The sequence below is a fragment of the Corynebacterium sp. LK2590 genome (assembly GCF_040946105.1).
Lineage (GTDB): Bacteria > Actinomycetota > Actinomycetes > Mycobacteriales > Mycobacteriaceae > Corynebacterium.
Window position 1 is genome coordinate 80,225 of sequence record NZ_JAYWMH010000004.1, and the last position, 24,926, is coordinate 105,150.

The window sequence follows — 24,926 nt, forward strand, 5'->3', positions numbered from 1 at the left end:
CAAAGGAGTGCCCCACAGCATGACCGCTACCCCAGAGAACACCCAGGCCCGCGTCGGCATCATCATGGGATCCGATTCCGACTGGCCCACCGTCGAACCGGCCGCCCAGGTGCTGGCCGAATTTGGCGTCCCCTTTGAGGTCGGCGTCGTCTCGGCCCACCGCACTCCGGAGAAGATGCTCGCCTACGCCAAGCAGGCCCACACCCGCGGCTTGCAGGCCATCATCGCTTGTGCGGGCGGGGCGGCCCACCTGCCGGGCATGGTCGCGGCGGCCACCCCGCTGCCGGTCATCGGTATCCCGCGGGCCCTGAAGGAGCTCGACGGCCTGGATTCCTTGCTGTCCATCGTCCAGATGCCGGGAGGGGTACCGGTCGCCACCGTTTCTATCGGCGGCGCCAAGAACGCCGGCCTCCTGGCCGTCCGGATCCTGGGCGCGGGCGATCCCCAGCTGATCGAGAAGATGAGCAAATACCAGCAGGACATGGCAGATTCGGTGGAGGAAAAGGACGCAAACCTCCGCCGGAAACTGCTGGGTGACTAACACGGAACCCACACGGATCTCACACGGATCCCATTGATCTAGCCGCGGGCAGGCTCCACTACCGGTATCCATGTATCCACTACAGACATCTACTACCGGCACTCACTACTGTTTCAACTAGGCCGTCTTAACTAGCGGCCGCGGTTTGCCTTCGGAGCTTATACCCGGCGGCCTCTTGGGCGGCGACTGATTCGTTGCATTCGACGTCGCTACTTCCGGGCCTGACGAACCCGACCCTTCCGCTGCGAGGATCCCTGGCCGCATGGCCCATGTTTCCTCTGCCATCTTGTCTGTCGTTGTTATTGACGTGATGGGAGCGGCATAACAATGTCAGATTGTGTATGTCCGTGACCCCGCCGTAGTACCAGGCCTGCAGATGGTGGACATCGCAGGCATTGGCGGCCCGGTCGCACCCGGGGTGGGAGCAAACCAGCTCGGAGGCAATCAGCGCCAGCTTCTGCATGAAGCTCGCCGTCCGCTTCGAGCGACCTAGCGCCAGCGGCTGGAAGTCCTCGCAGTCCATGATGCAGAGGTAATCACTAGCCGCGGCCCCGAGTCGGATAATGTCCAGCGGGGTCAGCGAGTGCCCGGTGTTGGTGGGCAGCAGGGAATCCGCCTTGAGGTTCTCGAAGTCCTCGACCGTTCCGGAGATGATGATGGAGCCCAGGCCGGGGTGCGCCTTCTCGCGCGAGCCGAGGTACTCCTGCAAAATTGCGGTGAACTGGTCCGCCATCCGCTGGCGGTAGTTACGCTTGTCTTCCTCCGGCGGCAGGTCCGGGGTGCCCGGACGCGTGGCGGGCGCGAAGGCCTGGCTCATCAGCGCCGCGGTGGCGCCATCCAGGTAACCGCTGACGTGGACGCCGCCGTCGGCATCCGCGGGGCTGAACTCCAAATGACGCTTGCGGGTGGCGGCGAACCGGTCCCGGTTGCCGAAGGGATCCCGGCTGCGCGCATTCGCCGCACGGACCTCGCGGCGCAACCACTGGGCGAAGTCCTTCAGATTTCGCTTCTTCGCCTCGTCGATGGCCTTGTTGCGCAGCTCGTTCGGGCCCGGGGTGGCGTGCGCGTTCAGGTGCTTGAGCTCGCGGTCGATGATGGACAGGTAGCGCCCGCGAAGAGCTTCCTTCTCCCGCAGCTTGCGCTGCGCCTCGGCGCGGGCCTTTTCCTCGCGTTCCCGGCGAATACGAGCCTCTTCTTCGGCCTTCCTGCGGCGCTCCTCGGCCTGCTTCCGGCGCTCTTCTTCTGCCTGTGCGGCGGCCGCAGCGTCCCCATCAGCAGCAGAACCGTCAGCCGAACCATCAGCGGCGCCATTGCCGGCGCCCGCTTCAGCATCCTCCGGCGGGTCCTGCAGGGGCGGCGGATCCGACAGGGGAGCGGTCCCGAAGATGGTCTGCCCGTTGCGGAGCCGGTCCTTCGCCTCACCGTAGGACAGCCCCAGCCGGTTCATCAGGTAGTCCATCGCCCGCGTGGAGTTGACGTGGCGCCCGGCGTCGTCGCGTTCGGCGATGAACGCGAAGGCGGCATCGATAGTAGTGATGGTGCCCGAGAGGGCAGCGAGCTTCTCGAAATAAGGGTAGATCTCACCAAAGTACACCGAGTCCACCTCCGTGACGGCGGCGTGCAGGCGGGAGTATGCCTGTTCGATTTCGGCTACACATTCGGCAATGGATTGCGTCGCTTTGGTCATGATCTTCACCCCCTTGAGGTGCTCGAACCTTTGTTCCTTACGACATCAATCCTATTCACGCAACCACCCCACGCAACCCCTAAAGCAAAACTTTGTTCTAGATGGTCACATTGTTAGTAAAACGGGGGTAACCTCTGGCAGAAATAGGCATTAACGGCGCCGAATGGGCCGCCAAATGCCCTCAAGTATCCTAATTCTTATGTTCAAAAACGACGGCGGAGAAGCCTCCCGGCGACCATCACTTGACCCGACGGCCCCCATCGTCGTCCTCGGCTCCCGCACCACCGCCGGCCGCCCCGAACCGCTGCTCCGCGCCCGCCTCGCCACCGCCGCCCGCCTCGCCGAGGCATACCCCCAAGCCCCCATCGTGGTCAGCGGGCACGGGGAAGCGCTCCCGATGCACAACTACCTCACCGCCCAAGGCATCGACCCGGAGCGCATCATCCTGGAGCCCCTGGCCACCAGTACGAACGAAAACCTCGAAAATTCCGCGCGCCTGGTACCCCGCGGCTCGACGATGACCGTCGTCACCAGCAACTTCCACATCTTGCGCACCCGTCTCTGGGCCTGGCACCTCAAGATTCCTATTCACACGGTCGCCGCGCCGACCCCGAAGGGCCACAAACTACAAAACTATGCCCGTGAGCTCGCCGCGACGCCGCATTCTGCGCTGCGCATCGCTTGGCGACGCCTCCGGCACCGCCTCGAAGGCCGCCCCGACTAGCCTCAAACTAGCCTCAAACAGGCCCCAAAGCAGGCCCCAAACAGGCCCCAAAACTGCCCCAGAACCAGCCCCCGAAAACCTAGGCCCCAGACCCCGCGCCCGGACTTCCGCGTCGGCGCCCACCGCGACGACGTCCCCCGCGGCGCCCGCCCCGTCGCCGCTTATTCCGCGCGCCGGAGCCAGACCCAGCACCAGCCCGAGACCCAGCACCAGCCCCAGACCCAGCACCAGCACCAGCACCAGACCCAGTCCCAGAACCGGACCGAGAACCAGCCTCAGACTCTCGCGTCACCGACTCGGGCAGGCGCGACGCAGCTCGCTTGTGGGCGTCCTTTGCGGCTTCCTGCAGGGCCTTATCGATGCCCTCTGCCAGGGTGTCGCGAACCTCCTTCTGCCGGTAGGCGATGGCGCGCAGCCCCATGATGGCGATCTTGTCGGCGGCGCGGTTGAGCGGGTCGCCGGAGTGTCCCATGACGCGGCGGAAGGTGATGCTGCGCTGCCCCTGGTTGTCCTTCCAGGCCTGCTGGAAGCGGGAGAGCGCGCCCGGGTGGATGCCGCGCCAGCGCTTGCCGAGCTTGCCCTGGCCGGTGATGTAATCGACGGCGCGTAGGGCGGCCTGGCTGTCGCTCTCGATGAGGACGTCGGTGGCATCGGTGTGCACGAGGTACTTCAAGGCCAGGGTGAGGGCCTCGAGCTCGAGCTCGTCCGTGGAGGCCTTCGTGCGGCGGGTAAGTAGCTGGTAGTCGCCGTTGCTGGCGACGAAACACGACGCGCCCTTGATGTTGGTGTCGGAGGAGGCATCGGTGGCGATGCGGGTGGGGGTGGCATCGTTAGCGTTAGAAAAGTCGGAGAACTGCGGCCACCAGTGAGCCTCCGTGGCGGGCGGGGGAGTGGGCTTGCGCTTGGGGGACTGCCCGTTGCGCTTGCCCTGGCGCTTGGCCTTGGTCTCCTCGACGGTGCGCAGCTTGCTGGCCCGCGGGCAGGCGCGGTTGTACTCGGAGAAACTGCCCGTGACCAGGTAGCCCTGCTTCTCCAGCTCCAGGCGCAGCGCCCCGCGGCGGCGGCCGACGTTGCACCATACCTTCTTCTTGGCGCCGTTGAAGCTGCGGATGCCGCTGATGGCGTCGTTGAGGTCGCGCATCACGGGCCCCACGGTGTCTTCCTCCGTGGTGCGCCCGGTGCGGACGAAGCGCGGGCCGGGCTTGGCATCCACGGCGATGACCCACCCGTTGAGCTTGCCCTCGGCGGCGGACTTCCAGGGGATGTCCCACATGGCGATGGCCACGTGCACCGGCGCGTTGTGCATTTGCGGGGTGACCTTTCGCGATCGGTAAGTACGCGATTCTGTACCTACCAGCGCGGCGAGATCGACGGGTTCCATGCCTACTAGTAAACCGTACGGGCATCCGGGCCCGTTCCCCGGGGTAGGCACTAACCTGCCAGCGCTCACCAACCGCCAACCAACCGCCCACCAACCACCAGCCAACTGCCTCCCCCGGGGTACCCACGATGCCCACGGGGTTAGGCGGGTGGGGTTCGCCTTTACATATTGTTCAACAACCCCCTAAGATGATGCGCATCACAAACCTGTGTGACCTATATCGCGGAGGGAAAACAATGAGTGCACAGACACCCGAATCCACTTCTCACACCGGCTCGACCCCAGGCCGGGACTCCAACCAGGGCCCCGCCCACAGCAACCAGAGCGACAACCAGGGCCCCGCCCAGGGTTCCGCCCAGGCCGCAGGCACCACCCAACCGGCTGCCGATGCCGCCGCCTCCCCCGCGGGCGCCAAGAAGAAGTCCCCGGCCTCGAAGGGGATTGGCGCCATGGCGGGTGCCATGTTCCTCATGGCGACCTCCGCCATCGGCCCGGGCTTTTTGACCCAGACCTCTGTCTTTACCGTCCAGATAGGCGCTGCCTTCGCGTTCGCTATCGCGGTGTCGATCATCGTTGACATCGCCATCCAGCTCAACGTCTGGCGCGTGCTGTGTGTGTCCGGCATGCGCGCCAACACCCTGGCCAACACGGTCCTGCCGGGGCTCGGCTGGGTGCTGGCCGCCTTCGTCTTCTTTGGCGGCCTGGTCTTTAACATCGGCAACATCGCCGGCGCCGGCCTGGGCATGAACGCCATGCTGGGCCTCGACGCCCGCTGGGGCGGCCTGATCGCCTCCGCCATTGCCATCTTCATCTTCCTGTCCAAGCGCGCCGGCATGGCCTTGGACCGGCTGGTGGCCGCACTCGGCGCCATCATGATCCTGCTCATGCTCTACGTGGCGATCGTCTCCCAGCCCCCGCTGGGCGAGGCCCTCAAAAACACCGTGGCCCCGGAGACCATCGACCCGTTTGTCATCACCACCATCATCGGCGGCACCGTGGGCGGCTACATCACCTTCGCCGGCGCGCACCGCCTGATCGACACCGGCTACTCCGGCGTCGAGAACGTCAAGAGCATCACCTACACCTCGGTCTCCGGCATCATCATCACCGGCATCATGCGCGTGCTGCTCTTCCTGGCCGTCCTGGGCGTGGTCGCCACCGGCGTCACCCTGTCTGAAGACAACACTGCTGCCGATGCCTTCCAGCACGCCGCCGGCGAATTCGGCCTCCGCGCCTTCGGCGTGGTCCTGTTCGCAGCCGGCCTGTCCTCGGTCATCGGCGCGGCGTACACCTCCGTGTCCTTCGTGACCTCCCAGAACTCCAGCGACAAGGTCCGCAACTTCGCCACCGTCGCCTTCATCGCCGTGTGTGCGGTGGCCTTCGTGGTGCTGAACTCCGCCCCGCAGACCCTGCTGATTTTCGCCGGAGCCATCAACGGCCTCATCCTGCCCATCGGCTTCGCCATCGTGATGTGGGTGGCCTGGCGCCGCCGCGACCTGCTGCAGGGCTACAAGTACCCGACCTGGCTGCTGGTCCTGGGCGTCCTCGCCTGGTTCCTGACCATCTTCATCGGCGTGATGGCCTTCAGCGGCATCGCCGCCCTCTGGTCCTAGGCGGCAGCACCCTAGTCCCAGCGCCCTAGGCCCAGCACCCTAATCCCAGCACCCCAGCGAAATAACAAGAAGGAAGGCTACCCCATGGCACCGGAAGGCACCCAGCAACTCAACCCGAATTCGACCCCGGCGGAGGTGCGCGCCTTCGCCCGCCACCACCCGCTGCCGACGACCTCGGGGCTGGCCCGCGGCTATATGCAGGCCAACCTGCTGGCCGTACCCCAGGAATACGCCTTCGACTTCCTGCTGTTCGCCCAGCGCAACCCCAAGCCGTGCCCCATCGTGGGCGTGCTGGAGGCCGGCCAGCACACCTCGGACCTGCTGGCCGGCGGGGACATCCGCACCGACATCCCGGGCTACCGCGTCTTCGAAAACGGCGAGCTAACGCAGGAAACTGCCGATGCCACCTCCTTCTACACCCCGGACATGGTCAGCTTCCTCATCGGCTGTTCCTTCACCTTCGAGACCGCCCTGCTGGACAACGGCGTGGAGATCCCCCACATCGCCCAGGACAAGAACGTGGCCATGTACCGCACGAATATTGCCACCAACCCGGCCGGGGTCTTTAGCGGGCCGATGGTGGTCTCCATGCGGCCTATTAAGGCCTCCCAGGTAGCCGATGCCGTGCGGATTACCTCCCGCTACCCCGGCGTCCACGGGGCGCCGGTGCACGTGGGGGATCCGGCGGCGATTGGTATCGATAGCCTGGACGCGCCCGACTTCGGCGAGGCCATCGACGTGCCTGCCGGCTATATCCCGGTCTTCTGGGCCTGCGGGGTGACCCCGCAGGCGGTGGTGATGAACTCGGCGCCGCGCCTGGCGATTACCCACGCGCCGGGGCAGATGCTGGTCACCGACGCCCGCGACCTGGGCTACCAGGTGCCCTAGGCCGCCGGCCTAAAACACGGCCTTAAACCACAGCCAGAATCTTCTCGCAGGTCGCGCGCAGCGTCGCGTGCGAGAGATCGGCGGCCGCGCGGCGCTCGCCGCGGGCGATAAGGCCGGCCAGCTGCACGTTGCCGTCGATGTGATCGGCGTGCAGCAGCGGGTAGCGGGGGATGACCAGCAGGAAGGTCAGGCGCATGCGCGCGAGCAGGTTGCCCATCTGCTCGTCCAGCGTGGGCGAGCCGAGCGCGGCCACCAGCGCCCGGTGGAAGCGCTGGTTGATGTTGGAGACCTCCTGGTGCTCGCCGCGGGCGGCGAAAGCGCGGGCGGACTCGGTCAGCGCGACCAGCGCGTCGGCGTCTGCGAACTCGCCCCACAGCACCCCGGAGGGCTCGATGGCGGCGCGGGCGCGGAAGAGATCCTGGATATAGGCGCGGTCCGGGGTGGCGATGAAAACCCCGCGGTTGGGGATGCGCTCCACCAGCCGCTCGGCGGTCAGCCGGGCGAAGGCCTCGCGCAGGGTGTTGCGGGAGCACTCGAAGCGCGCGGCCACCTTGACCTCGCTGAGCTGCTCGCCCGGCTGGTACTCGCCCCGGGAGATGGCGTCCCTAAGGTCCGCCGCGACGGTCTGAGAAAGCATGCGTAACAGTCTAATGCCGCACCCCCGGCTAGCAGGGCACTTTGGCCCTTCTGCTTGGCGGCACCGCCCCGCGAAAAGGGGGCCGCACTGCCGCCCGGGGGACGCGGCGGGGTAGGGGGTTAGTTGATGGTGGCGATGACGTCGTCGGGGGTGACGCGCTCGCCGGCGTCGATCTTGATGGAAATCGTGCCGGCGTTGGGCGCCTTGACCGCGGATTCCATCTTCATGGCCTCGATGGTGGCGATGGCATCGCCCTTGGCGACCTCGGCGCCGTCTTCGACCTTCCACTCGACCAGGTTGGCCTCGAATGGGGCGGTCACGGCCCCGGCGGATCCGGCCTTGGCCTCGCCGCCGGCCGGCGCGGCGGAGCTAGTGGCCCCGGCGGGCGCCTGGAAGAACTCGACGGGCAGGCCGATGTTCATAAGCTTGCCGTCGACCTCGATGGCAACGGTGCGGCGCTGCGTGTAGATGGCCTCCACCTGCTCGGTCTGGTGTCCGGCAGACGGGCGGTAGTTGTGGTCCACCCAGTCGGTGTAGAGCTCCAGCTCGTCGCCGGTCAGCGCCGGGTTGTTGACCATGTCGCGGTGGAAGGGCAGCACGGTGCGCACGCCGGAGACGGTGAACTCCTGCAGCGCCTGCTGGGCGCGGCGCAGGGCTACCTGACGGGTCGGTCCCCAGACCACCAGCTTGGCAATCAGGGAGTCGTAGTACGGCGGCACGATGGACCCGGTCCGCACGGCGGCATCGACGCGGATGCCGGGGCCCGTCGGCGGCTCGAAGGACACGATGGTGCCCGGGCAGGGGGCGAAGCCGTTGAGGATGTCCTCGGCGTTGATGCGGAACTCGAAGGCGTGGCCGTGAGATTCCGGATCCTCCGCGAGGGAGATCTCCTCGCCGGCGGCGATCCGGAACTGCTCGGCGATGATGTCCACGCCGGTCACGGCCTCGGTGACGGGGTGCTCGACCTGGACACGGGTGTTGACCTCCAGGAAGGAGATGGTGCCGTCCTCGGAGACGATGAACTCCACGGTGCCGGCGCCGGTGTAGCCGACCTTCTGGCAGATGGCGCGGGAGCCCTCGATGATGCCCTGGTACTGCTTCTCGGTCAGGTTCGGGGCCGGGGCCTCCTCGATGAGTTTCTGGAAGCGGCGCTGCGTAGAGCAGTCGCGGGTGCCCAGCACGCGCACGTTGCCGTGGGTATCCGCCAGGACTTGGGCCTCCACGTGGCGCGGGTGGACTAGGAACTTCTCCACGAAGCACTCGGCGCGGCCGAAGGCCTCCATGGCCTCGCGGCCGGCGGAGTTGAACGCGCCCTCGATCTCTTCCATGGTGTCCACGACCTTCAGGCCGCGCCCGCCGCCACCGTAGGCGGCCTTGATGGCGATCGGCAGGCCGTGCTCCTCGGCGAAGGCGCGGGCCTCCTGCCAGTCGCCGATGGGATCGGAGGTGCCCGGGGCCAGCGGGGCGCCGACCTCCTCGGCCACGCGGCGGGCGGCGATCTTGTCGCCCAGCAGGTCGATGGCGTCCGGGCCCGGGCCGATCCAGGTCAGGCCGGCGGCGCTGACGGTGCGGGCGAACTCGGAGTTTTCCGACAGGAAGCCGTAGCCCGGGTGGATGGCGTCCGCACCGGCGCGCACGGCGATGTCCAGCAGCGCCGGGATGTTCATGTAGGTTTCACCGGCGGAGTTGCCCGGCAGGGCGTAGGCCTCGTCGGCCACCACGGTGTGCAGGGCGCCGGCGTCGGCCTCGGAGTAGACGGCGATGGAGCGGATGCCCAGGTCGCGGGCGACGCGGGCGATGCGCACGGCGATCTCGCCGCGGTTAGCAATCAGTACAGCAGAAATGGCCATGGTTAGTTGACTCCTGAGACTAGTTCGAAGCGGACCCGGGCCCCGGGCGGGAGCTGGGCGGCAATATCAATATCTTCTTCCAAGACGGTGGCGACGACGGGGTAGCCGCCGGTCACGGCGTGGTCCCGCAGGAAGACCACGGGCTTGCCGTTCGGCGGGATCTGGACGCTGCCGGCCACCATGCCCTCCGAGGGCAGCTCGCCGTCGACGACGCGCTCGATGGTGGCATCCCCGGCCAGGCGCAGGCCGACGCGGTTCGAGTCCGAGGTGACGGTCCACTCGGTGTCCAGGAACTGCTGGACGTTCTCGCCGAACCAGTCGTCGCGCGGGCCCAGCGCGCAGCGCAGCACGCCGGTGGTGGTGCCGTTGTCGTCGCGCACGCGCAGCGGGTTGGACAGCTGGGCGTCGGTCATGGCGTTCGAGCGCGGCAGCACGCCGATGACCTCGCCGGCGCGGACCGGGTCCGGCCCCAGCCCGGAGAGCACGTCCGTGGCGGAAGAGCCCAGCTCCGTGTCGGCGATGATGCCGCCGCGGATGGCGATGTACGAGCGCATGCCGGTAATGGCCGGGCTGACGGTCAGGGTGGTGCCGGCGGTGACCAGGATGGGCCGGGCCAGCTGCAGCGGGTATTCGCCCACGCGCACCACGGCGGTCGCGCCGGTGACGCAGATGACCGTGTCGGTCAGCGCCTTGAGCTGGATGCCGCCGATGTTTTCCAGCACCGTCGCATTGCGCGGGTTGCCCACCGCGATATTGGCGGTGGCGGCCGCCGCGCGGTCCGCCGCACCGGAGGGGGTAACCCCCAGGTCGCCGCGGCCCGGCCGGCCGAGGTCCTGGTACAGGGTCAGCAGGCCGGCGTCCTCGACCTCCATGCGGGGCAGGCGCGCCGGGGACTTCTTGGCCCCGTCGTGGTCGCGGGTCAGCTCGGGCAGCTCGCGGACGGCGTTGTAGCGCACCCGGTCGCCGGGCTGGACCAGCGCCGGCGGCTCCGCGTGGGACTCCCACATCGGGGTGTTCGTGGTGCCGATGAGCTGCCAGCCGCCGGGGGACACACGCGGGTAGACCGCGGAGAAATCGCCCGCGATGCCCACCGCGCCCGCCGGCACAGCCGTACGCGGGTCGGGGCGGCGCGGCACGGCCTTGGCCTGGCTAGGGTCCTCCGGCGCGCAGTAGGTAAACCCGGGCGCGAAGCCGCCGAAGGCGGCGGTCCAGGTGGTGGAGGTGTGCCAGTCGATGAGCGCTTGCTCCGACATGCCGAGTAGCTCCGCGGCGTCCGCCAGGTCCTCGCCGTCGTAGCGCACGTCGATGTCCACGGTGCGCGGCTCGCGCCGGCCCGCCTTCGTGGGCTGGAACTCGGCCAGCTGCTCGGCGGCGAGCTCGGCCGCGCGCGGGGCGTCGAAGGTGACCAGCAGGGTGGTGGCGGCGGCGATGCAGTCGACCTGGTGCGGCAGCGGGTGCGCGGATAGCTCCGCGTGCCAGCTCATGACCTGGTCGAGCCCGTCCAAGTCGATGAGCATCGCGCGCGTGCCGACCGGGTGGATGGTGGGGTTAGACATCGAGGAAGCTCCGAATCTCCACGCCTTCCTGGCCCAGCAGGTCCACCACGCCGCGCAGCAGCTCGACGGCGCCGGGGGAGTCGCCATGGGTGCACACGGACTGGGCATCGACGGCCAGCTCGGTGCCGTCGTAGGCGGTGATAGAGCCGGTGCGGGCCACCTGCAGGACGCGGTCGGCCACGGCCTGCGGGTCGTGCATGACCGCGTGGGCCTCGCGGCGGGAGACCAGCGTGCCGTCGGCGTTGTAGTTGCGGTCGGCGAAGGCCTCGCGCACCACGGTCAGGCCCTGGTCCTCGGCCATGTCTACGGCCACGCCGCCGGGCAGCAGCATCAGCGGCAGGTCACCGAAGGCGCGCACGCCGTCGATGACCGCCTGGGCCTGGGCCTTATCGTGCACGATGGTGTTGTAGAGCGCCCCGTGCGGCTTGACGTAGCGCACCCGGGTGCCGGCCGCGCGCGCCAGGGCCTCCAGCGCGCCGATCTGGTAAGTAATCTCATCGGCCAGCTCCGCCGGGGCGTAGTCGATGAAGCGGCGGCCGAAACCGGCGGCATCGTTATAGCCCACGTGCGCGCCGATGACCACGTCGGCGCGGGCCGCGGCCTGGACCGTCTGCGCGATTGAGTGCGGGTCCCCGGCGTGGAAGCCGGTGGCCACGTTGGCAGACGAGACCAGCTCCAGCATGGCCGCGTCATCGGCCACGGGGTTGCCGGCGGTCGTCTCACCCAAGTCTGCGTTGAGATCAATAACAAGCGAAGACATCAACACCATCCCTAAAATTGTTGAACAATCTGATGGATCCAGTGTAGCGCGCGTCACGTCGATTTGTGAATAGGGTTACGTTTCACGGATTCCCCGACTACCCCCACAGCCCCGGCGGGCTAAGATCTGAAAGATTTTGTACTTACAGAAAGGACCTGCGCAATGGGTTTCGGGAAAGCGCTTCTGGGTGTGGGCGGGGTGGCCCTCGCCGCGGTCGCCGGGGTGGCCATCCTGGGCGGCGGGGAAGAGGAAACCACCGTCAACCGCGTCATCGACGGCGACACCATCGACGTGCACACCGCCGACGGCGACAAGCGCGTCCGCCTGCTCAACATCGACACCCCGGAGCTCGCCCGCGACGGCCGCCCCGCCGACTGCCTGGCGGAGGAAGCCCGCGATTTCCTGGCCGATCTCCTGCCCGCCGGCACCGCCGTGCGCCTGGAATACGACGTCGAGCACCAGGACAAATACGGCCGTGAGCTGGCCGGCGTCTTCCTGGACGATGAGCTGGTCAACGCGCGCATCGCGGAGGAAGGCCTGGCTGCGGCCATGGTGGTCGGTGAGAAGCGGAAGTTCTACCCGCCCGTCCAGGCGGCCGTCGATGCCGCCCAGCAGGACCGCCGCGGCATCTTCGACGTGGATCCCGAGTGCTTCGCCACCGACGGTGGCGAAGCTGCCACCGCGCTGAGCTCGTCCCCAACCACGACCTATGGTTCCGGCGACGAGGTAGCTGCCATCGACAAGCTGCTGGCCGGCACCGCCGCCCGCCGCGCCGATCTGGACGCCATCGAGGGCGGCGCCCGCAACGCCTTCTACGGCACCTACCTGGTCGATCGCCTCAACACCATCCTGGCCGAACGCCGCGCCGAACTCGACGAGGCCGAGGAACGCCTCCACGATGAGCGCGCCGACGCGGTCGAGAAGGCCGAGCGCGACAAAGAACGCCAGGAAGAAGCCCACCGCCTAACCAACGAGTCCGCCCGCCCCAACACCGCCGATTACCCCGCGCCGGCCAACCCCGCGCCGGCCAACCCCGCGCCGGCCAACGATGCCCCGGCCGCACTAGCTCCCGCCGCACCAGCCCCCGCCGCACCCGCGCCGGATACCTACAACGGCTGCCGCGCCTACGGCGGAAACTACGCGCTGACCTCGGTGGACAACCAGGGCCGTCCGTACGCCAAGATTGATTGCTCGACCAAGGTGCAGATTGGCTAGGGGCCTTTAGCTAAAGAGTCCGGCGACCTGGGTGATGCACAGGTAGACAAAGGCGACGGAGATGACCGCCATGAGGGTGTTGACAATCCAGCCGTTGCGCCAGCGCTTCGGCGTGAGCTTCGTGTTGAGCAGTACCAGGAGGGTCAGCCCCAAGAAAGGCATGAACAGCGCGCCGAGGACCCCGTAGGTGATGATGAGTCCGGTGGGCTTGCCCAGCAGCAGAAGTAGCATCGGCGGGAAGGTCAGCCAGACCAGGTAGGCGCGGTAGTACCTGCCGCCGGTCTTGGTGGATGGGTCGTCCTGCGGCAGCTTCTTGAGGTGGCCGATGTAGTCGGCGAACATCAGGGACACCCCGTTCCACACGCCCAGGCAGGAGGAGAACGCGGCGGCGAAGAAGCCGACGATGAAGCCCTTGGACAGGACGGTCCCGTAGCGGGCCTCCAGGACGTCGGCCATGTCGACCAGGCCCTCGTCGTTGTCGGAGACCGCCACGTTGGCGCTGTAGAGCAGTTCCGCGCCCAGCACCAGCATGGCGAGCACGAAAATGCCGGTGACGAGGTAGGCCACCGAGTTGTCCAGGCGCATGACCTTCATCCACTTCGGGGTGTACCACTTTTTCTCGCGCAGCCAGTAGCCGTAGGCGGCCAGGGTAATAGTGCCGCCCACGCCGCCGGCGATGGAGAGCACGTAGACGAACGATCCATCCGGGACGGTGGGGACCAGTCCGGCGATGATCCCGGGCAGGTTGGGCGCGGTAATCGCGGCGACGCCCACGACGGTGACGAACATGATGCCCACCAGCACCGCGGAGATCCGCTCAAAGAGCTGGTAGCGGCCCAGCCACGTCAGCGCGAAACAGACCAGCCCGGTGCCGATGGCCCACATGTTCAGGCTCGTGCCGGGGAAGAGGGCGGACAGCGCCAGGCCGGTGCCCGACATCGCCGCGGCCCCGTAGACCAGCCCCCAAATCACGATGTACGGCGCGAAGTACCAAGCCGTCCACGGGCCTAGCTCCCGCCAGCCGTGGAAGATGGTATTGCCCGTGGCCAGGCTGTAGCGGCCCACGCCCTCCACGAGCACGATCTTCATGAACGTGCCCAGGATGACCGCCCACAGCAGCGCAAAGCCGTAGCGCTGGCCCGCAATCATCGTGGCCACCATGTCCGCCGCGCCCACGCCGGTGGCCGCCGCCACCAGGCCGGGCCCCACCAGGGTCCAGCGAACCTTCTGTTGGCCCTCATCAGCAGCCGGCGAGCCACCGGACGCACCAACCGGACGGGCAGCAGGGGCAGCTTCCATGACGCACTCCTTCACGGGCGACACTAGGGAACAGTGATGGAAGTCACTGTACTCCGATGTGCCGTGCGTCACGTTAATTTTTGGAAGAAAGTTGTCGCCTTCCTCCGATCCGGGCGTTGCCCGGCTGTTCTAGGCCACGGTGCGGCCTTCGACGAAGAGCTTTTCCGGAATGGGCCGCTCCAGGGCCCACTCGAATTTGATGGGCTTTTCGCCCTGGTGGGAGACGTAATCGACCTTGCCCAGGAAGGTATAGGCCGAGGCCGTTCCCACCTCGTTGCTGCTGAGGTAGCGGGTCGCCATGGCGATGGAACCGCCGAGCTCCTGATGGTGAATATAACGCTGCCCGGTCTTGCTCTTTAGCGTGGTGCTGTTCTGGGATTCCCAGCGCATGAGCTCAGGGGAGACCGGATAGTCATGGTAATCGGTCGAGGCGCTGATATCTTCGCGCTTCTTCAAGGTCACCAGGAACAGATCCGTGTTCAGGTTCGGGAAGTAGCGCACGCCCTCGCGCGGGAGACTGACCATCTTGGGCAGCGGCCGCTCTTCCATGGCGGCGACGAGCTCGGACAGCGAATACTCGGCGTGGCTTTTGAGTAGCGAGATGCCCGTCGGCCGCGGGATGACGCGGGCGGAGCTGATGGCGTATTCCATGATTTGCCCCAGCTCGGTGCGCACGGCGGGGTAGTTGCGCAGCAGGCGGAGCGCTGCAGCGAAGTCCTCGGGCGGCGTGACGGTCGACTGCCCACCCCAGAACGACAAGACCAGCATGCGTGCATACGCGCGGTCGTCGCCTTCCAGGTTCTCCGGGTCGGGGCCGTCCGGATCCAGCAAGCGCAGGTAGGCGTTCGCGCGGTCCTGATCGTTGATATGCAGCATGGTGCGCAGGCGCTTGAGCAAGAAGGTCTCGGTCTCGTCGGCGTCGCCTGGCAGGAGGTTAGCCTCCCGAAGGAACCGGGTCCACGAGTACTGGTTGGGGCGGGTCTTGTAAATATCGCTGATATCGATGCCGGACTCGGCCAAAAACTGCGACAAATCGGTCGTCCGGATCTCCGCGACCAAGGACTTGATCTTCTTCAGCGAGCTGCTGGCAGCCTTCTTGATGCTTCGCAGAATCTGCTCCTGGCTCACCCGGTCCAGGCTGATATTGGAGCCGGCCGGCATGGAATAGAAGCCCTTCTCAACTTCCTTGACCAGGTTCTGCCCGCGCTTCTTAGTCAGCGCCTGGTAGCGCTCCGTGAAGTCGAAGTTTTGGTGCTGCTGCCCGATGAAGTCGAGGATCAGGCAGGAGTCCTTGCCCTCGGACAGGCGCAGGCCGCGTCCCAGCTGCTGGATGAAGACTACTGGGGACTGCGTGGGGCGCAGGAGCAGCAACGTGTTGACCTGGGGGATGTCCACGCCCTCGTTGAAAAGGTCGACGGCGAAAATCACCTTGATGTCCCCGTCCTGGAGCTGGCGGATAATCGCTTCGCGTTGGTTCGTCGGGGTGTTGCCGTCGATGGCCTTGGCCGGGATTCCGAACTCGGTGAACTGCTGGGCCATGAACTGAGCGTGGGTGACGGACACACAAAAGCCCAGTGCCTTGAGCTCGGACATGTCGAGGACGCGCTTTTCGATCTCTTGGATGATAAACCGCGTGCGCTTCTGCCCGGCCTTGACGTAGAGCTCGCTGAGCTCGTTCATGTCGTATCCGTTGGTCCGGCGGTTCCAGGTCACCCCGGTCAGATCCGTGCCGTCGGCGATGCCGTAGTAGTGCATGGGCGTCAACCGTTGCATGCGCAGGGCGTCCCACAGCCGCAGCTCGTAGGCGACGCGGTAATCGAAGAACTTCTGCACGTTCTCGCCATCCGCGCGCTCCGGCGTGGCGGTAAGCCCTAACAGCTCTTGCGGGGCGAAGTGGTCCAAAATGCGGCGGTAGCTCTTCGCCTCGGCGTGGTGGAACTCGTCAATGACCACGACGTCGAAGTGATCGGGGGCCAGTTGATCAAGGATGGCGGGCTTAAGGGACTGCACGCTGGCGAAGACGTAGTCCCACTGGCCGGGCCGCTGGCCATCGACCAAGAGCTCGCCGAAGGTGGCATCGGAGAGCACCTCCCGGTACGTGCGCTGGGCCTGGAGGAGAAGCCTCTTCTGGTGCGCCACGAACAACAGGCGCGGCCGGCGGCCGAATTTTTCGCAGAGGTTGCGGTAGTCCAGGGCCGCCACGACGGTCTTGCCAGTACCCGTTGCCGCCACCAGCAGGTTGCGGTGCCGGTCGTGTTCGGTGCGCTCGGATTCCAAAGCCTCGAGCATCGGCCGCTGAGAGCTCAAGGGCTCGACCCGCAGGCCGGAGATCTCCAGGGACTCGTTCTTGCGCTCGCCGCCGTGGGCCAGGAGTAGGGCCCTATCGAGCTTGTCGAAGTCGCGCTCGGGCTGGAAATCCACAAAGTGGGGGTCGTGCCAGTACGTATCGAAAGTCTTGATGAACTTATCGATGACCTCCGGTGTGGTCTTGCTAGAACCGCGCACGTTCCATTCCCAGCCGTCTACCAACGCGGACCGGGAGAGGTTGGAGCTGCCGATGAAGGCGGTATCGAAGCCCGAATTACGCTTAAACAACCAGGCCTTGGCGTGCAGGCGAGTGCTCTTGTGCTCGTAGCACACGCGCACCTGCGCGCCGTAGCGCTCCACCAGGGTCTTGACCGCCAGGGCGTCGGTCGCGCCACAGTACGTAGAGGTCAACACCCGCAGGGGGATGCCCTTATCGCGGAGGTACTCGAACTGCTCCGTAAGCGCAGAAACGCCAGTGTTCTTCACGAAAGCACACAGGAGGTGCACCTCGTCGGCGGTCTTGATCTCGCGGTCGAGTTCGGTCCAGAGGTTCGATTCCTCGGGCGCGTTGGTAAAAAGGGCGCTCGAATGGAAAGGGATCTCCGGCATCTGGGGCGGGCTGGCGAGCGCGGTGTCGAAGATGGCATACAGCAACTCTTCGCTATCGATGGCCTCCTCGGCGCCCAGAGCCGAGGTCAGCCGGTTGACCAATGCCAGGCGGTCGGCCGGCTTGGTCAGCTCGCGAAGCTTTTGCTCGAGGATGCTGGCGATGCCCTGGGAGACCGCAGCCTGGTAGCGGCGGGAGACCTCCTCGCTCGCGCCGTCGGCAATCTGGAAGCCGGCGGTAGGGTAGGCGGCCTCTTTCCGGCGCAGCTCCTCCCGCACCCGGGCGGAGAGGGGAGTCTCGTAGTAGCCGAAGGGCAGCGTGGAGTCGTCGGGGTGGTGGCTCACAGGGCGTCCACCACCAGCTTGAGCGCCGGGACGTCGGCCGGCGCCCAGGTCAGCTCGGCGGCCTCGGCCGCGGTGACCCAGCGGGCCTCGTCATGATCGCTCAGTTGCGGGGTGTCCGCGGAGATCGTGCACCAGAACGTAGTCAGCTCGATGGTCGCGAAGTCATACTCGTGCGTCGTGGTGGTCACTTGCGACCCCACCTCGGCGGTGACGGACAGCTCCTCGCGGATTTCGCGCGCGAGCGCTTCCTCCGGGGACTCGCCGGCCTCGATCTTGCCGCCCGGGAACTCCCAGTAGCCGGCAAGCGACTTGCCGGGGGCTTTGCGGCACGCCAAGATCTTGTCCTCGGCGCGGAAGACCGCGCCCACAACTCGTATGACAACGCTCATTCTTTCATTATGAACATCTGCCGGGCACTCGGATGGACAAGTGCTAAACCCGCTGGGTAGCTGCGGATCTTCGCTACCCCCGACCGCCCTGTTCTCCGAACGCAGTGACAGAGGCAACGTTAGCAGTAAGATGTGCGCCAAAACTCAATCAAAAAGACCCAAAAACAATCGGGCACCGGGTTAATTTCACGAGAAATACCTGTTCGTAGCTAATGTTGATGCCGTTTTTGCTGGTGCGGAGTAGGCTAATGGATGAGCACATTCAGAAGTTTACGTTGGATTCCAACGTGCTGGACTTAAGGAGAAAACCAATGTCTGCTCAAGCTACGGAACGCGTAGAAAACGGCAAGGTCGCCCTGATGATCGGCGGCGGCCAGGGAATCGGTGAGGCGGCTATCAAGCGCCTGCACCGGGATGGCTTCCGCGTCGCGGTGGGGGACCTGAACCTGGACACCGCGCAGAAGGTCGCTGAGGACCTGGGCGGCGAGGCCGCCGGTGCCATCGCCATCGAGGTCAACGCGGCGGACCGGGACTCGGTCTACGCGGCGGTGGACCAGACCGTGGAGAAGCTCGGCGGCTTCGACGTCATCGTCAACAACGCCGGCATCGCGCCGCAGATCGATATCCTCGACGTGACCGAAAAGGACATCGACACCATCTACGACATCAACGTCAAGGGTGTCATCTGGGGCATCCAGGCCGCGGCGAAGAAGCTGCGCGAGCTGGGCCACGGCGGCAAGATCATCAACGCCGCCTCCCAGGCCGGTGTGAAGGGCAACCCGGGTATCCCGCTGTACACCTCCACCAAGTTCGCCATCCGTGGCCTGACCCAGACCACGGCCCAGGACCTGGCTGACGACGGCATCACCGTCAACGCCTACGCCCCGGGCATCGTCCGCACCCCGCTGATGGAAAAGCTCGCCCAGGACCTGGCGAAGAGCAACAACCAGCCGGAGGAGTGGGGCTGGGAGCAGTTCACCAAGAACATCACGCTCAAGCGCCTGTCCGAGGTTGAGGACGTCGCCAAGGCGATTTCCTTCCTGGCCGGCGAGGACTCGGACTACGTCACCGGCCAGACCCTAGTGGTCGACGGCGGCATGGTCTTCCACTAAAAGGCGACGCCACTGCGGAAAATCGCATTAGCAAACGGGGTAGTCTCCCCGGTGCGCACGATGAACCGGCACTCCGCGAGCCGGTTCTTCAGTGTTTCGTGAGTGGTCTCCCGGACGGGCACGTTCGGGAGTAGCTCGCGGATTTCGCGTGGGGTGCTGTCGGCAATCGCGACGGCCTCCACGACCACCTCGTTGAGGATGGCTCGGGCGACGTCCGCGAAGCTCGGCACGCCGAAGACGAGGCTCAAATCGATGACCTTCACGCCGTCCGGCAGCGGCAGGCCGCAGTCGCCGATGGCGAAGGTATCGGTGTGGCCCAGGCGGCTAATCGCCCAGGTCAGCTCGGGGTTCAAAATTCCTTGTTTACGCATGTTTTATACCTGTGGTAGTTCCGCGTCCAAGCCGGGGTAGGACGGCTGGGCGCCAGCAGAAAGGGCAGCAAAAGCGCCGACGCGGGCGGCGTGCCGGGCGGCATCGTTAAGCGATGCCCCGGCCAGCAGCCGGGCCACCAGCGCGCCCGTGAAGGCGTCGCCGGCGCCGGTGGTATCCACCGCGTGGATGCGCGGGGTGGGGATATCCGTCAGGCCGGAACCATCACCCACCAGGGCGCCCTGGGCGCCGAGGGTGAGCACGACGCTGTTAAAGCCGACCTCCAGCAGCGCCTGGACCAAATCGTGCGGGTCCGCCGAGGCTACCGGCGCGCCCAGCTGGGCCAGGACCAGGTCGGCCTCGTGCTCGTTGACCACCAGCGGGTCCGCGCGCAGCAGGCTGTCCCGGTCGACCTCAATGACCGGCGCCAGGTTGACCACCAGCCGGTGGGCGTGCCGGGCGGCCGCCGCGAAACCTTCCGCGGGGATTTCGCCCTGCAGCAGGACGATGTCGGCTGCCGCCACCGCGGAGGAGTGCGCGTCGACGTAGCCGCCGTCCACGGTGGCGTTCGCGCCGGGGATGACCACGATGGTGTTCTCCCCGTCCGCGCTGACCGTGATGACCGCCAGGCCCGTCGTCGTGGAGGAGCGGGTCGCGACGTGCTCCAGGTTCACTCCGCTGCTGTGCAGGTGGCTCATCGCCGGGGCGGAGTAGGGGTCGTCGCCGACCGCGCCGACGAAGTCCACGTGCGCGCCCTGCAGCGCGGCGGCCACGGCCTGGTTGGCGCCCTTGCCGCCGGCCAGGATGCCGCCGCCGCTGCCCAGGAGGGTCTCGCCCGGGTGCGGGTGACGGTCCACGCCCACCATGAGGTCGGCGTTGATGGAGCCCACGACGGCCAGACGGCCGGGCTGGGCGGACGCGGTGGACGGGGTGCTGGTCGGTTCAGTCATTATTTGTACTCAGCTACGTTCTGCTCGGTGACGGTGACAACTTCGACCGGGATTTCGGCTTCCGGGTCCTCGCCGTTCAGGATAGCAGCGGCCTGCTCCACGGCCTTGGCGCCGAGCTCGTCCGGCAGCTGCGCGATGGTGCCTGCCAGGGTGCCGTCCTCGATGGCCTTGATGCCGTCCTCGGTGCCGTCGAAGCCGAAGACCTTGACCTCCTTGCCGGCCTTCGCGCCCAGGGCCTCGATGGCGCCGAGGGCCATCTCGTCGTTCTCGGCGAAGACGGCCTTGACATTCGGGTGGGCCTGCAGCAGGTTGGTGGTCACGTTCAGGCCCTCGGTGCGGTCGAAGTTCGCGGTCTGCTTGGCCGCGACCTTGATCTTCGGGTACTTCTTCAGACCCTTTTCGAAGCCCTCGCCGCGGTCGCGGGAGGCCGAGGAGCCGGAGATGCCCTGCAGGACGAGGATCTCGCCCTCCTCGCCGATGGACTTAGCCAGCGCGTCGGCAGCCTGCTCGCCGCCGGCGACGTTATCGGAGGCCACAAAGGAGGCGACCTCACCGGCATTCGAGGAGCGGTCCACCGCCACGACCGGGATGTCCGCGGCGTTGAGCGACTGGACGGCCGAGCCCACGGCGTCGGAGTCGGTCGGGTTGACAATCACCACACCCGCGCCGGAGGTCTCCGCGTTCTTCAGCTGGTTGGTCTGGGTGGACGCGTCGTCGGAGGCGTCCTGGACGTCCAGGTTGATGCCCAGCTCGTCGGCCTTTTCCTGGGCGCCGTCGCGCAGCTCGACGAAGAAGGGGTTGGTCTGGGTCGACAGCGCCAGGGTGACGTTCTCGCTGGCGGCCTCGCCGCGGTTGCAGGCGGCAACGGACAGCGTCAGCGCGGCGACGGAGGCCACGGCCAGGGACTTGCGGATAAGGGTCCGGGATGCAGACATGAGGTTTTCCTTTACTTCTTCTGCGGCGACGGCGGGGTGTATTCCCGCGCGCCGCCGGGGGGAGGGGGAGAGTATTTAGTTAGCGGTCTTGTTACGGATGACGTCGAAGCCCACGGCCAGGGCGATGACCAGGCCGATGACAATCTGCTGCCAGAAGGAGGAGACGTTGAGCAGGTTCAGCCCGTTGCGGATGACGGCCAGCAGCAGCGCGCCGACCAGGGTGCCGGTGGCCTTGCCGGCGCCGCCGGCTAGCGATGCCCCACCGATGACCACCGCCGCAATCGCGTCCAGCTCGTAGCCCACGCCCGCCTGCGGCTGCGCCGAGGTCAGCCGGCCGGCCATGACCAGGCCGGACAGGGCGGCGAAGAGGCCGGACAGGCCGAAGACGGCGACCTGGATCTGGCGGACCGGCAGGCCGGACAGGCGCGCGGCCTCCAGGTTGCCGCCGATGGCGTACATGGAACGCCCTAGCACGGTGCGCTCCAGGATGAACCAGCACACCAGGCCGGCGATGACCATCATGACGATCGGGATGGGAACCCCGGCCACGGTCGAGCCCATCCAGTTGACGGCGTCGGCGGTCGGCATCGGCGAGCCCTGGGAGATGACCAGGGTGGCGCCGCGGGCGATCGACATCATGGCCAGGGTGGCGATGAACGACGGGATCTTGCCCCAGGCCGTCGCCATGCCGCAGATGACGCCGGCCAGCAGGCCGGTGAGCAGGCCGAGAATGAGCGTGACCCAGCCCGGCAGGCCGGTGTTGACGAAGAAGGAGGCCGAGACCATTGCGCCCAGGGCGGCGACGGAGCCCACCGACAGGTCGATGCCGGCGGTGATGATGACAAAGGTCATGCCGAAGGCCAGGATGGCCACGGTGGCGGCCTGGATGCCGATGTTGACAAGGTTGTTGACGGTCAAAAAGTGCGGGGTGGCGATGAACAGCGCCACGCACAGGACGATGAGGCCGACGAGCGCGCCGTTGTTCATCATCCAGTTGGATACCCGGTGCCAGCGGCTCGGGCCCGACGGGGCGCCGGCGGGCGCGCTGGCGGCGGTAGCGGTGGTGGTCATGAGGCGATCTCCTCAAAGTCGTGGGGGTTTTCGGTAATCGTGCTGGTGACGTTGGATACGGCGAGGGTCATGACCTCGTCCTGGGTGGCGGTCGGCGGCAGCTCGCCGGCGATCTTGCCGCCGGAGGCCACCAGCACCCGGTCGGACATGCCCAGCACCTCCGGCAGGTCGGAGGAGGCCATCAGGACGGCCCCGCCGGCGGCGGTGACCTCGTTGATGATGCGGTAGATCTCCACCTTCGCGCCGACGTCGACGCCGCGGGTGGGCTCGTCCAGCAGCAGCACGCGGGAGCCGGCCAGCACCCAGCGGCCGAAGACGGCCTTTTGCTGGTTGCCGCCGGACAGGTCCCGGATGGGCTGGTCGATGTCGGCCATGCGGATGCGCAGCTTCTCGGCCACCTCGCGGGCGCGGGCCTTCTGGCCGCGCCGGTCGGCGAGCCCGGCCTTGCTGGTCTTATTCAGCGTGGCCAGGCCGAGGTTCTCGCCGATGGTGGCGTCCAGGATGAGCGCCTGGGACTTGCGGTCCTCGGGCACGTGCCCGATGCCGGCGCGGATGGCGGCGGCGATATCGCCCAGCTTGAGCTTCTTCCCGGCCACGCGGACCTCGCCGGAATCCACCTTGTCCGCGCCGGCGATGGCCCGGATGATCTCCGTGCGGCCGGCGCCGACCAGCCCGGCCAGGCCGACGACCTCGCCGGCGTGGACGTCGAAGCTAACGTCTGCGAAGCTGCCCTGCGTGCTGAGGTTTCGCACGCTGAGCAGAGCCTCGCCGGCCGCCTCCGCCTCGCGCGGGTACTGGTTGTCGATGTCGCGGCCGACCATCAGGCGGACCAGCTCGGCTTCCGGGGTGTCCGGGCCGACCTCGGCGACGACGTTGCCGTCGCGCAGCACGGAGATGGAATCCGCGATCCGGGCCAGCTCCTCTAAGTGGTGGGAGATAAAGACCATGCCGACGCCCTTGGCGCGCAGGTCCTCGACCACTGCGAAGAGCTGGTCGATTTCCTTGCCGGTCAGCGCGGCGGTGGGCTCGTCCAGGATGAGCAGGCGCGCGTTCATCGACAGCGCCTTGGCGATCTCCACCAGCTGCTGGCGGGCGATGCCCAGCTCGCCGACCGGCGTGTCCAGGTTGACGTCCAGGCCGATAAGCCGCAGGGCGGCGGCCGCCTCGTTGCGCAGGAACTTCTTGTTGACCAGCCCGAAGCGCGAGGGCGTGCGGCCCAGCATGATGTTTTCGGCCACGGACATCGTCGGCACCAGGTTGAGCTCCTGGTGGATGGTGGCAATTCCCAGCGCCTCCGCCGCCTTGGTGTTCGGCAGCTGGACCTCGGCGCCGTCGACGAGGACGCGGCCGGTATCCGGCTGGTAGACGCCCGACATCATCTTGATGAGCGTCGACTTGCCGGCGCCGTTCTCGCCCAGCAGCGCGTGCACCTGGCCCGCGCGCACGTCGAGGCTGACGTCGCGGATGACGTTGACGGGTCCGAAGGATTTGTTGATTCCTTCCAGCCGCATGATGACCGGGTGGTTCATCGCGGCACCTCCTGGAGATAGTGTTCGGTCGATTGACGGGTGATAAGCCGGGTCGGCAGGGTCACGTCCGGCGGGGACATGCCGGACAGGGCGGCGACGAGGGTGTCGGCGGCGCGGTAGCCCAGCTGGGTCACGTCCTGGTCGATGACGGTCAGCGGCGTGGGCTGGACCCGCATATAGTCCAGGTCGTCGAAGCCCACCAGCGCCAGCTGCTTACCGATGCGCACCTTCTGGCGGTGGCAGTACTCCAGCGCGCCGAGGGTCATCATGGAATCGCCCGCGATGACCGCCGTGCACCCGGCCTCCCACAGCTCGTGCGTGCCCGCGATGCCCTGCGAGACCTCGAAGCCGCCCTGGTAGACGTTGTCGCCGCCGATGCCGAGGCGGTCTACCGCCGCACTAAAGGCCGCCCGGCGCTCCGCGCCGGTGGACAGCTCCTCCGGGCCGGCCAGGTAGCCGATGCGCCGGTGCCCGCGCGCGTAGAGCAACTCCACCGCCGCCGAAATCCCGGGCTCCGGGTTGGAGACCACCGTCGGCAGGTCGGATCCGGAAAGCGATCGGTCGATGAGGACCACCGGCGTGCCGGCCGCCTTGACCGCGCCGAGCAGGGAGAGCGCGTCCGCGGTGGGGACGACCAGCATGCCGTCGACGTTCTGCTGCGACAGCGTGGTCACCGCGTTGCGCAGGAGGGTCGAGTCCTCCGAGTAGGAGGTGATGATGGTGGCCAGCCCGTTGGCGGTCGCGCGGGCCTGGACCGCGTCGGCCATGGTGGCGAAATAGGGGTTGAGCAGCGTCGGGATGACCAGGCCCAGCGTGTAGGTGCGCGCGGTGCGCAGCCCACGGGCCTGGATATTCGGGTGGTAGTTCAGCGCCTGGGCCGCCCGCTCCACGCGCTGGCGCGTGGCCGCGGAGATGGAGTCCTTGCCGGCCAGCGCGCGGGAGGCCGTGGACACCGAGACCCCCGCGGCTAAGGCGACGTCTTTCAGGTTGGCGCTGTGGGCAGGCATGGTAGGGGCGGACCTTCTTCCCAGTCGGAGGGGGAGGGGTGCAAACGATTGCTGCAAACGTTTGCATTGTGGTTTGCGGCTTAATTTACGGCCTCACACCGCGCCCCGTCAAGTGCCCCTGCTCACCCTTTGCTGGCCGCGCAGGTAGCGCCACT

Annotated in this window: 21 protein-coding genes; 6 read left to right on the forward strand and 15 right to left on the reverse strand. The window is 67.1% G+C overall.

Going from position 1 to position 24,926, the window contains the following annotated elements; all coding sequences use genetic code 11:
* Positions 1–19: 19 nt before the first annotated feature.
* The gene (gene purE, locus VVR85_RS06405) at positions 20–541 is read left to right on the forward strand and encodes a 5-(carboxyamino)imidazole ribonucleotide mutase (protein ID WP_368520111.1); all 522 of its coding nucleotides are present in this window, start codon (positions 20–22) and stop codon (positions 539–541) included.
* Positions 542–668: 127 nt separating this feature from the next.
* On the opposite strand, the gene VVR85_RS06410 is transcribed toward purE, so the two are convergent.
* Complete coding sequence (locus tag VVR85_RS06410; protein ID WP_368520112.1) at positions 669–2,228, reverse strand: DUF222 domain-containing protein; 1,560 nt, start codon at positions 2,226–2,228, stop codon at positions 669–671.
* 199 nt (positions 2,229–2,427) lie between these two features.
* Here VVR85_RS06410 and VVR85_RS06415 point away from each other — a divergent pair, with 199 nt between their 5' ends.
* Entirely contained in the window at positions 2,428–2,952 is a 525-nt protein-coding gene (locus VVR85_RS06415; protein ID WP_368520113.1) for a YdcF family protein, read from the forward strand.
* Positions 2,953–3,031: 79 nt separating this feature from the next.
* On the opposite strand, the gene VVR85_RS06420 is transcribed toward VVR85_RS06415, so the two are convergent.
* Positions 3,032–4,333 (reverse strand): RNase H family protein, encoded by a 1,302-nt coding sequence (locus VVR85_RS06420; RefSeq protein WP_368520114.1) that lies wholly within the window; start codon positions 4,331–4,333, stop codon positions 3,032–3,034.
* 449 nt (positions 4,334–4,782) lie between these two features.
* Here VVR85_RS06420 and VVR85_RS06425 point away from each other — a divergent pair, with 449 nt between their 5' ends.
* Together VVR85_RS06425 and VVR85_RS06430 are read left to right on the forward strand one after the other, a co-directional pair.
* Positions 4,783–5,946 carry an NRAMP family divalent metal transporter gene (locus tag VVR85_RS06425; protein WP_368520235.1) on the forward strand — a complete coding sequence of 388 codons (1,164 nt, stop codon included), beginning with the start codon at positions 4,783–4,785 and terminating at the stop codon, positions 5,944–5,946.
* Positions 5,947–6,030: 84 nt separating this feature from the next.
* On the forward strand, positions 6,031–6,834 hold the full coding sequence (locus VVR85_RS06430) for a putative hydro-lyase (protein ID WP_368520115.1): 804 nt from the start codon (positions 6,031–6,033) through the stop codon (positions 6,832–6,834).
* A 22-nt stretch (positions 6,835–6,856) separates the two neighbouring features.
* On the opposite strand, the gene VVR85_RS06435 is transcribed toward VVR85_RS06430, so the two are convergent.
* The 4 genes from VVR85_RS06435 to VVR85_RS06450 form a co-directional block, all read right to left on the reverse strand.
* Positions 6,857–7,471, reverse strand: a complete 615-nt coding sequence (locus VVR85_RS06435; protein WP_368520116.1) for a GntR family transcriptional regulator — start codon at positions 7,469–7,471, stop codon at positions 6,857–6,859.
* A 119-nt stretch (positions 7,472–7,590) separates the two neighbouring features.
* The gene (locus tag VVR85_RS06440) at positions 7,591–9,321 is read right to left on the reverse strand and encodes a biotin carboxylase N-terminal domain-containing protein (protein WP_368520117.1); all 1,731 of its coding nucleotides are present in this window, start codon (positions 9,319–9,321) and stop codon (positions 7,591–7,593) included.
* Between the two features lie 2 nt (positions 9,322–9,323).
* The gene (locus tag VVR85_RS06445) at positions 9,324–10,877 is read right to left on the reverse strand and encodes a carboxyltransferase domain-containing protein (RefSeq protein ID WP_368520118.1); all 1,554 of its coding nucleotides are present in this window, start codon (positions 10,875–10,877) and stop codon (positions 9,324–9,326) included.
* Positions 10,870–11,637, reverse strand: a complete 768-nt coding sequence (locus tag VVR85_RS06450; protein ID WP_368520119.1) for a LamB/YcsF family protein — start codon at positions 11,635–11,637, stop codon at positions 10,870–10,872. The genes VVR85_RS06445 and VVR85_RS06450 overlap by 8 nt, the downstream gene beginning before the upstream one ends.
* A gap of 162 nt (positions 11,638–11,799) precedes the next feature.
* Between VVR85_RS06450 and VVR85_RS06455 the strand changes: the two genes are divergently transcribed.
* On the forward strand, positions 11,800–12,852 hold the full coding sequence (locus tag VVR85_RS06455) for a thermonuclease family protein (RefSeq protein ID WP_368520120.1): 1,053 nt from the start codon (positions 11,800–11,802) through the stop codon (positions 12,850–12,852).
* 6 nt (positions 12,853–12,858) lie between these two features.
* Here the strand turns inward: VVR85_RS06455 and VVR85_RS06460 are convergent, their stop codons facing one another.
* The 3 genes from VVR85_RS06460 to VVR85_RS06470 all read right to left on the reverse strand — a co-directional run bounded on the left by VVR85_RS06460 (position 12,859) and on the right by VVR85_RS06470 (position 17,798).
* Positions 12,859–14,151, reverse strand: coding sequence for an Nramp family divalent metal transporter (locus tag VVR85_RS06460; protein WP_368520121.1), 1,293 nt, complete (start codon positions 14,149–14,151; stop codon positions 12,859–12,861).
* A gap of 129 nt (positions 14,152–14,280) precedes the next feature.
* Positions 14,281–17,409 (reverse strand): DUF3427 domain-containing protein, encoded by a 3,129-nt coding sequence (locus tag VVR85_RS06465; protein WP_368520122.1) that lies wholly within the window; start codon positions 17,407–17,409, stop codon positions 14,281–14,283.
* Positions 17,406–17,798: a (deoxy)nucleoside triphosphate pyrophosphohydrolase gene (locus VVR85_RS06470; RefSeq protein ID WP_368520123.1), complete on the reverse strand. Its 393-nt coding sequence runs from the start codon at positions 17,796–17,798 to the stop codon at positions 17,406–17,408. Before VVR85_RS06470 ends, VVR85_RS06465 begins: the two co-directional genes overlap by 4 nt.
* Before the next feature lie 311 nt (positions 17,799–18,109).
* Between VVR85_RS06470 and VVR85_RS06475 the strand changes: the two genes are divergently transcribed.
* Positions 18,110–18,910: a (S)-acetoin forming diacetyl reductase gene (locus tag VVR85_RS06475; RefSeq protein WP_368520124.1), complete on the forward strand. Its 801-nt coding sequence runs from the start codon at positions 18,110–18,112 to the stop codon at positions 18,908–18,910.
* On the opposite strand, the gene rbsD is transcribed toward VVR85_RS06475, so the two are convergent.
* The 6 genes from rbsD to VVR85_RS06505 all read right to left on the reverse strand — a co-directional run bounded on the left by rbsD (position 18,907) and on the right by VVR85_RS06505 (position 24,771).
* Positions 18,907–19,281, reverse strand: coding sequence for a D-ribose pyranase (gene rbsD / locus VVR85_RS06480; protein ID WP_070769273.1), 375 nt, complete (start codon positions 19,279–19,281; stop codon positions 18,907–18,909). The genes VVR85_RS06475 and rbsD overlap by 4 nt on opposite strands.
* Before the next feature lie 3 nt (positions 19,282–19,284).
* Complete coding sequence (locus VVR85_RS06485; protein ID WP_368520125.1) at positions 19,285–20,229, reverse strand: ribokinase; 945 nt, start codon at positions 20,227–20,229, stop codon at positions 19,285–19,287.
* Positions 20,229–21,164, reverse strand: coding sequence for a D-ribose ABC transporter substrate-binding protein (locus VVR85_RS06490; RefSeq protein ID WP_368520126.1), 936 nt, complete (start codon positions 21,162–21,164; stop codon positions 20,229–20,231). Before VVR85_RS06490 ends, VVR85_RS06485 begins: the two co-directional genes overlap by 1 nt.
* Before the next feature lie 75 nt (positions 21,165–21,239).
* On the reverse strand, positions 21,240–22,154 hold the full coding sequence (locus tag VVR85_RS06495) for an ABC transporter permease (RefSeq protein WP_368520236.1): 915 nt from the start codon (positions 22,152–22,154) through the stop codon (positions 21,240–21,242).
* 77 nt (positions 22,155–22,231) lie between these two features.
* Complete coding sequence (locus tag VVR85_RS06500; protein ID WP_368520127.1) at positions 22,232–23,764, reverse strand: sugar ABC transporter ATP-binding protein; 1,533 nt, start codon at positions 23,762–23,764, stop codon at positions 22,232–22,234.
* Complete coding sequence (locus VVR85_RS06505) at positions 23,761–24,771, reverse strand: LacI family DNA-binding transcriptional regulator (RefSeq protein WP_368520128.1); 1,011 nt, start codon at positions 24,769–24,771, stop codon at positions 23,761–23,763. The genes VVR85_RS06500 and VVR85_RS06505 overlap by 4 nt, the downstream gene beginning before the upstream one ends.
* Between the last annotated feature and the right edge of the window lie 155 nt (positions 24,772–24,926).

Excerpts from the sequence above, each read along its gene's own strand:
- VVR85_RS06475 (WP_368520124.1), top strand. The coding sequence starts at position 18,110 with ATGTCTGCTCAAGCTACGGAACGCGTAGAAAACGGCAAGGTCGCCCTG.
- VVR85_RS06505 (WP_368520128.1), bottom strand. The coding sequence starts at position 24,771 with ATGCCTGCCCACAGCGCCAACCTGAAAGACGTCGCCTTAGCCGCGGGG.
- VVR85_RS06435 (WP_368520116.1), bottom strand. The coding sequence starts at position 7,471 with ATGCTTTCTCAGACCGTCGCGGCGGACCTTAGGGACGCCATCTCCCGG.
- VVR85_RS06455 (WP_368520120.1), top strand. The coding sequence starts at position 11,800 with ATGGGTTTCGGGAAAGCGCTTCTGGGTGTGGGCGGGGTGGCCCTCGCC.
- rbsD (WP_070769273.1), bottom strand. The coding sequence starts at position 19,281 with ATGCGTAAACAAGGAATTTTGAACCCCGAGCTGACCTGGGCGATTAGC.
- VVR85_RS06495 (WP_368520236.1), bottom strand. The coding sequence starts at position 22,154 with ATGATGAACAACGGCGCGCTCGTCGGCCTCATCGTCCTGTGCGTGGCG.
- VVR85_RS06485 (WP_368520125.1), bottom strand. The coding sequence starts at position 20,229 with ATGACTGAACCGACCAGCACCCCGTCCACCGCGTCCGCCCAGCCCGGC.
- VVR85_RS06445 (WP_368520118.1), bottom strand. The coding sequence starts at position 10,877 with ATGTCTAACCCCACCATCCACCCGGTCGGCACGCGCGCGATGCTCATC.
- VVR85_RS06500 (WP_368520127.1), bottom strand. The coding sequence starts at position 23,764 with ATGAACCACCCGGTCATCATGCGGCTGGAAGGAATCAACAAATCCTTC.
- VVR85_RS06490 (WP_368520126.1), bottom strand. The coding sequence starts at position 21,164 with ATGTCTGCATCCCGGACCCTTATCCGCAAGTCCCTGGCCGTGGCCTCC.
- VVR85_RS06430 (WP_368520115.1), top strand. The coding sequence starts at position 6,031 with ATGGCACCGGAAGGCACCCAGCAACTCAACCCGAATTCGACCCCGGCG.
- VVR85_RS06415 (WP_368520113.1), top strand. The coding sequence starts at position 2,428 with ATGTTCAAAAACGACGGCGGAGAAGCCTCCCGGCGACCATCACTTGAC.
- VVR85_RS06440 (WP_368520117.1), bottom strand. The coding sequence starts at position 9,321 with ATGGCCATTTCTGCTGTACTGATTGCTAACCGCGGCGAGATCGCCGTG.
- VVR85_RS06450 (WP_368520119.1), bottom strand. The coding sequence starts at position 11,637 with ATGTCTTCGCTTGTTATTGATCTCAACGCAGACTTGGGTGAGACGACC.
- VVR85_RS06425 (WP_368520235.1), top strand. The coding sequence starts at position 4,783 with ATGGCGGGTGCCATGTTCCTCATGGCGACCTCCGCCATCGGCCCGGGC.
- VVR85_RS06420 (WP_368520114.1), bottom strand. The coding sequence starts at position 4,333 with ATGGAACCCGTCGATCTCGCCGCGCTGGTAGGTACAGAATCGCGTACT.
- VVR85_RS06470 (WP_368520123.1), bottom strand. The coding sequence starts at position 17,798 with ATGAGCGTTGTCATACGAGTTGTGGGCGCGGTCTTCCGCGCCGAGGAC.
- VVR85_RS06410 (WP_368520112.1), bottom strand. The coding sequence starts at position 2,228 with ATGACCAAAGCGACGCAATCCATTGCCGAATGTGTAGCCGAAATCGAA.
- VVR85_RS06460 (WP_368520121.1), bottom strand. The coding sequence starts at position 14,151 with ATGGAAGCTGCCCCTGCTGCCCGTCCGGTTGGTGCGTCCGGTGGCTCG.
- purE (WP_368520111.1), top strand. The coding sequence starts at position 20 with ATGACCGCTACCCCAGAGAACACCCAGGCCCGCGTCGGCATCATCATG.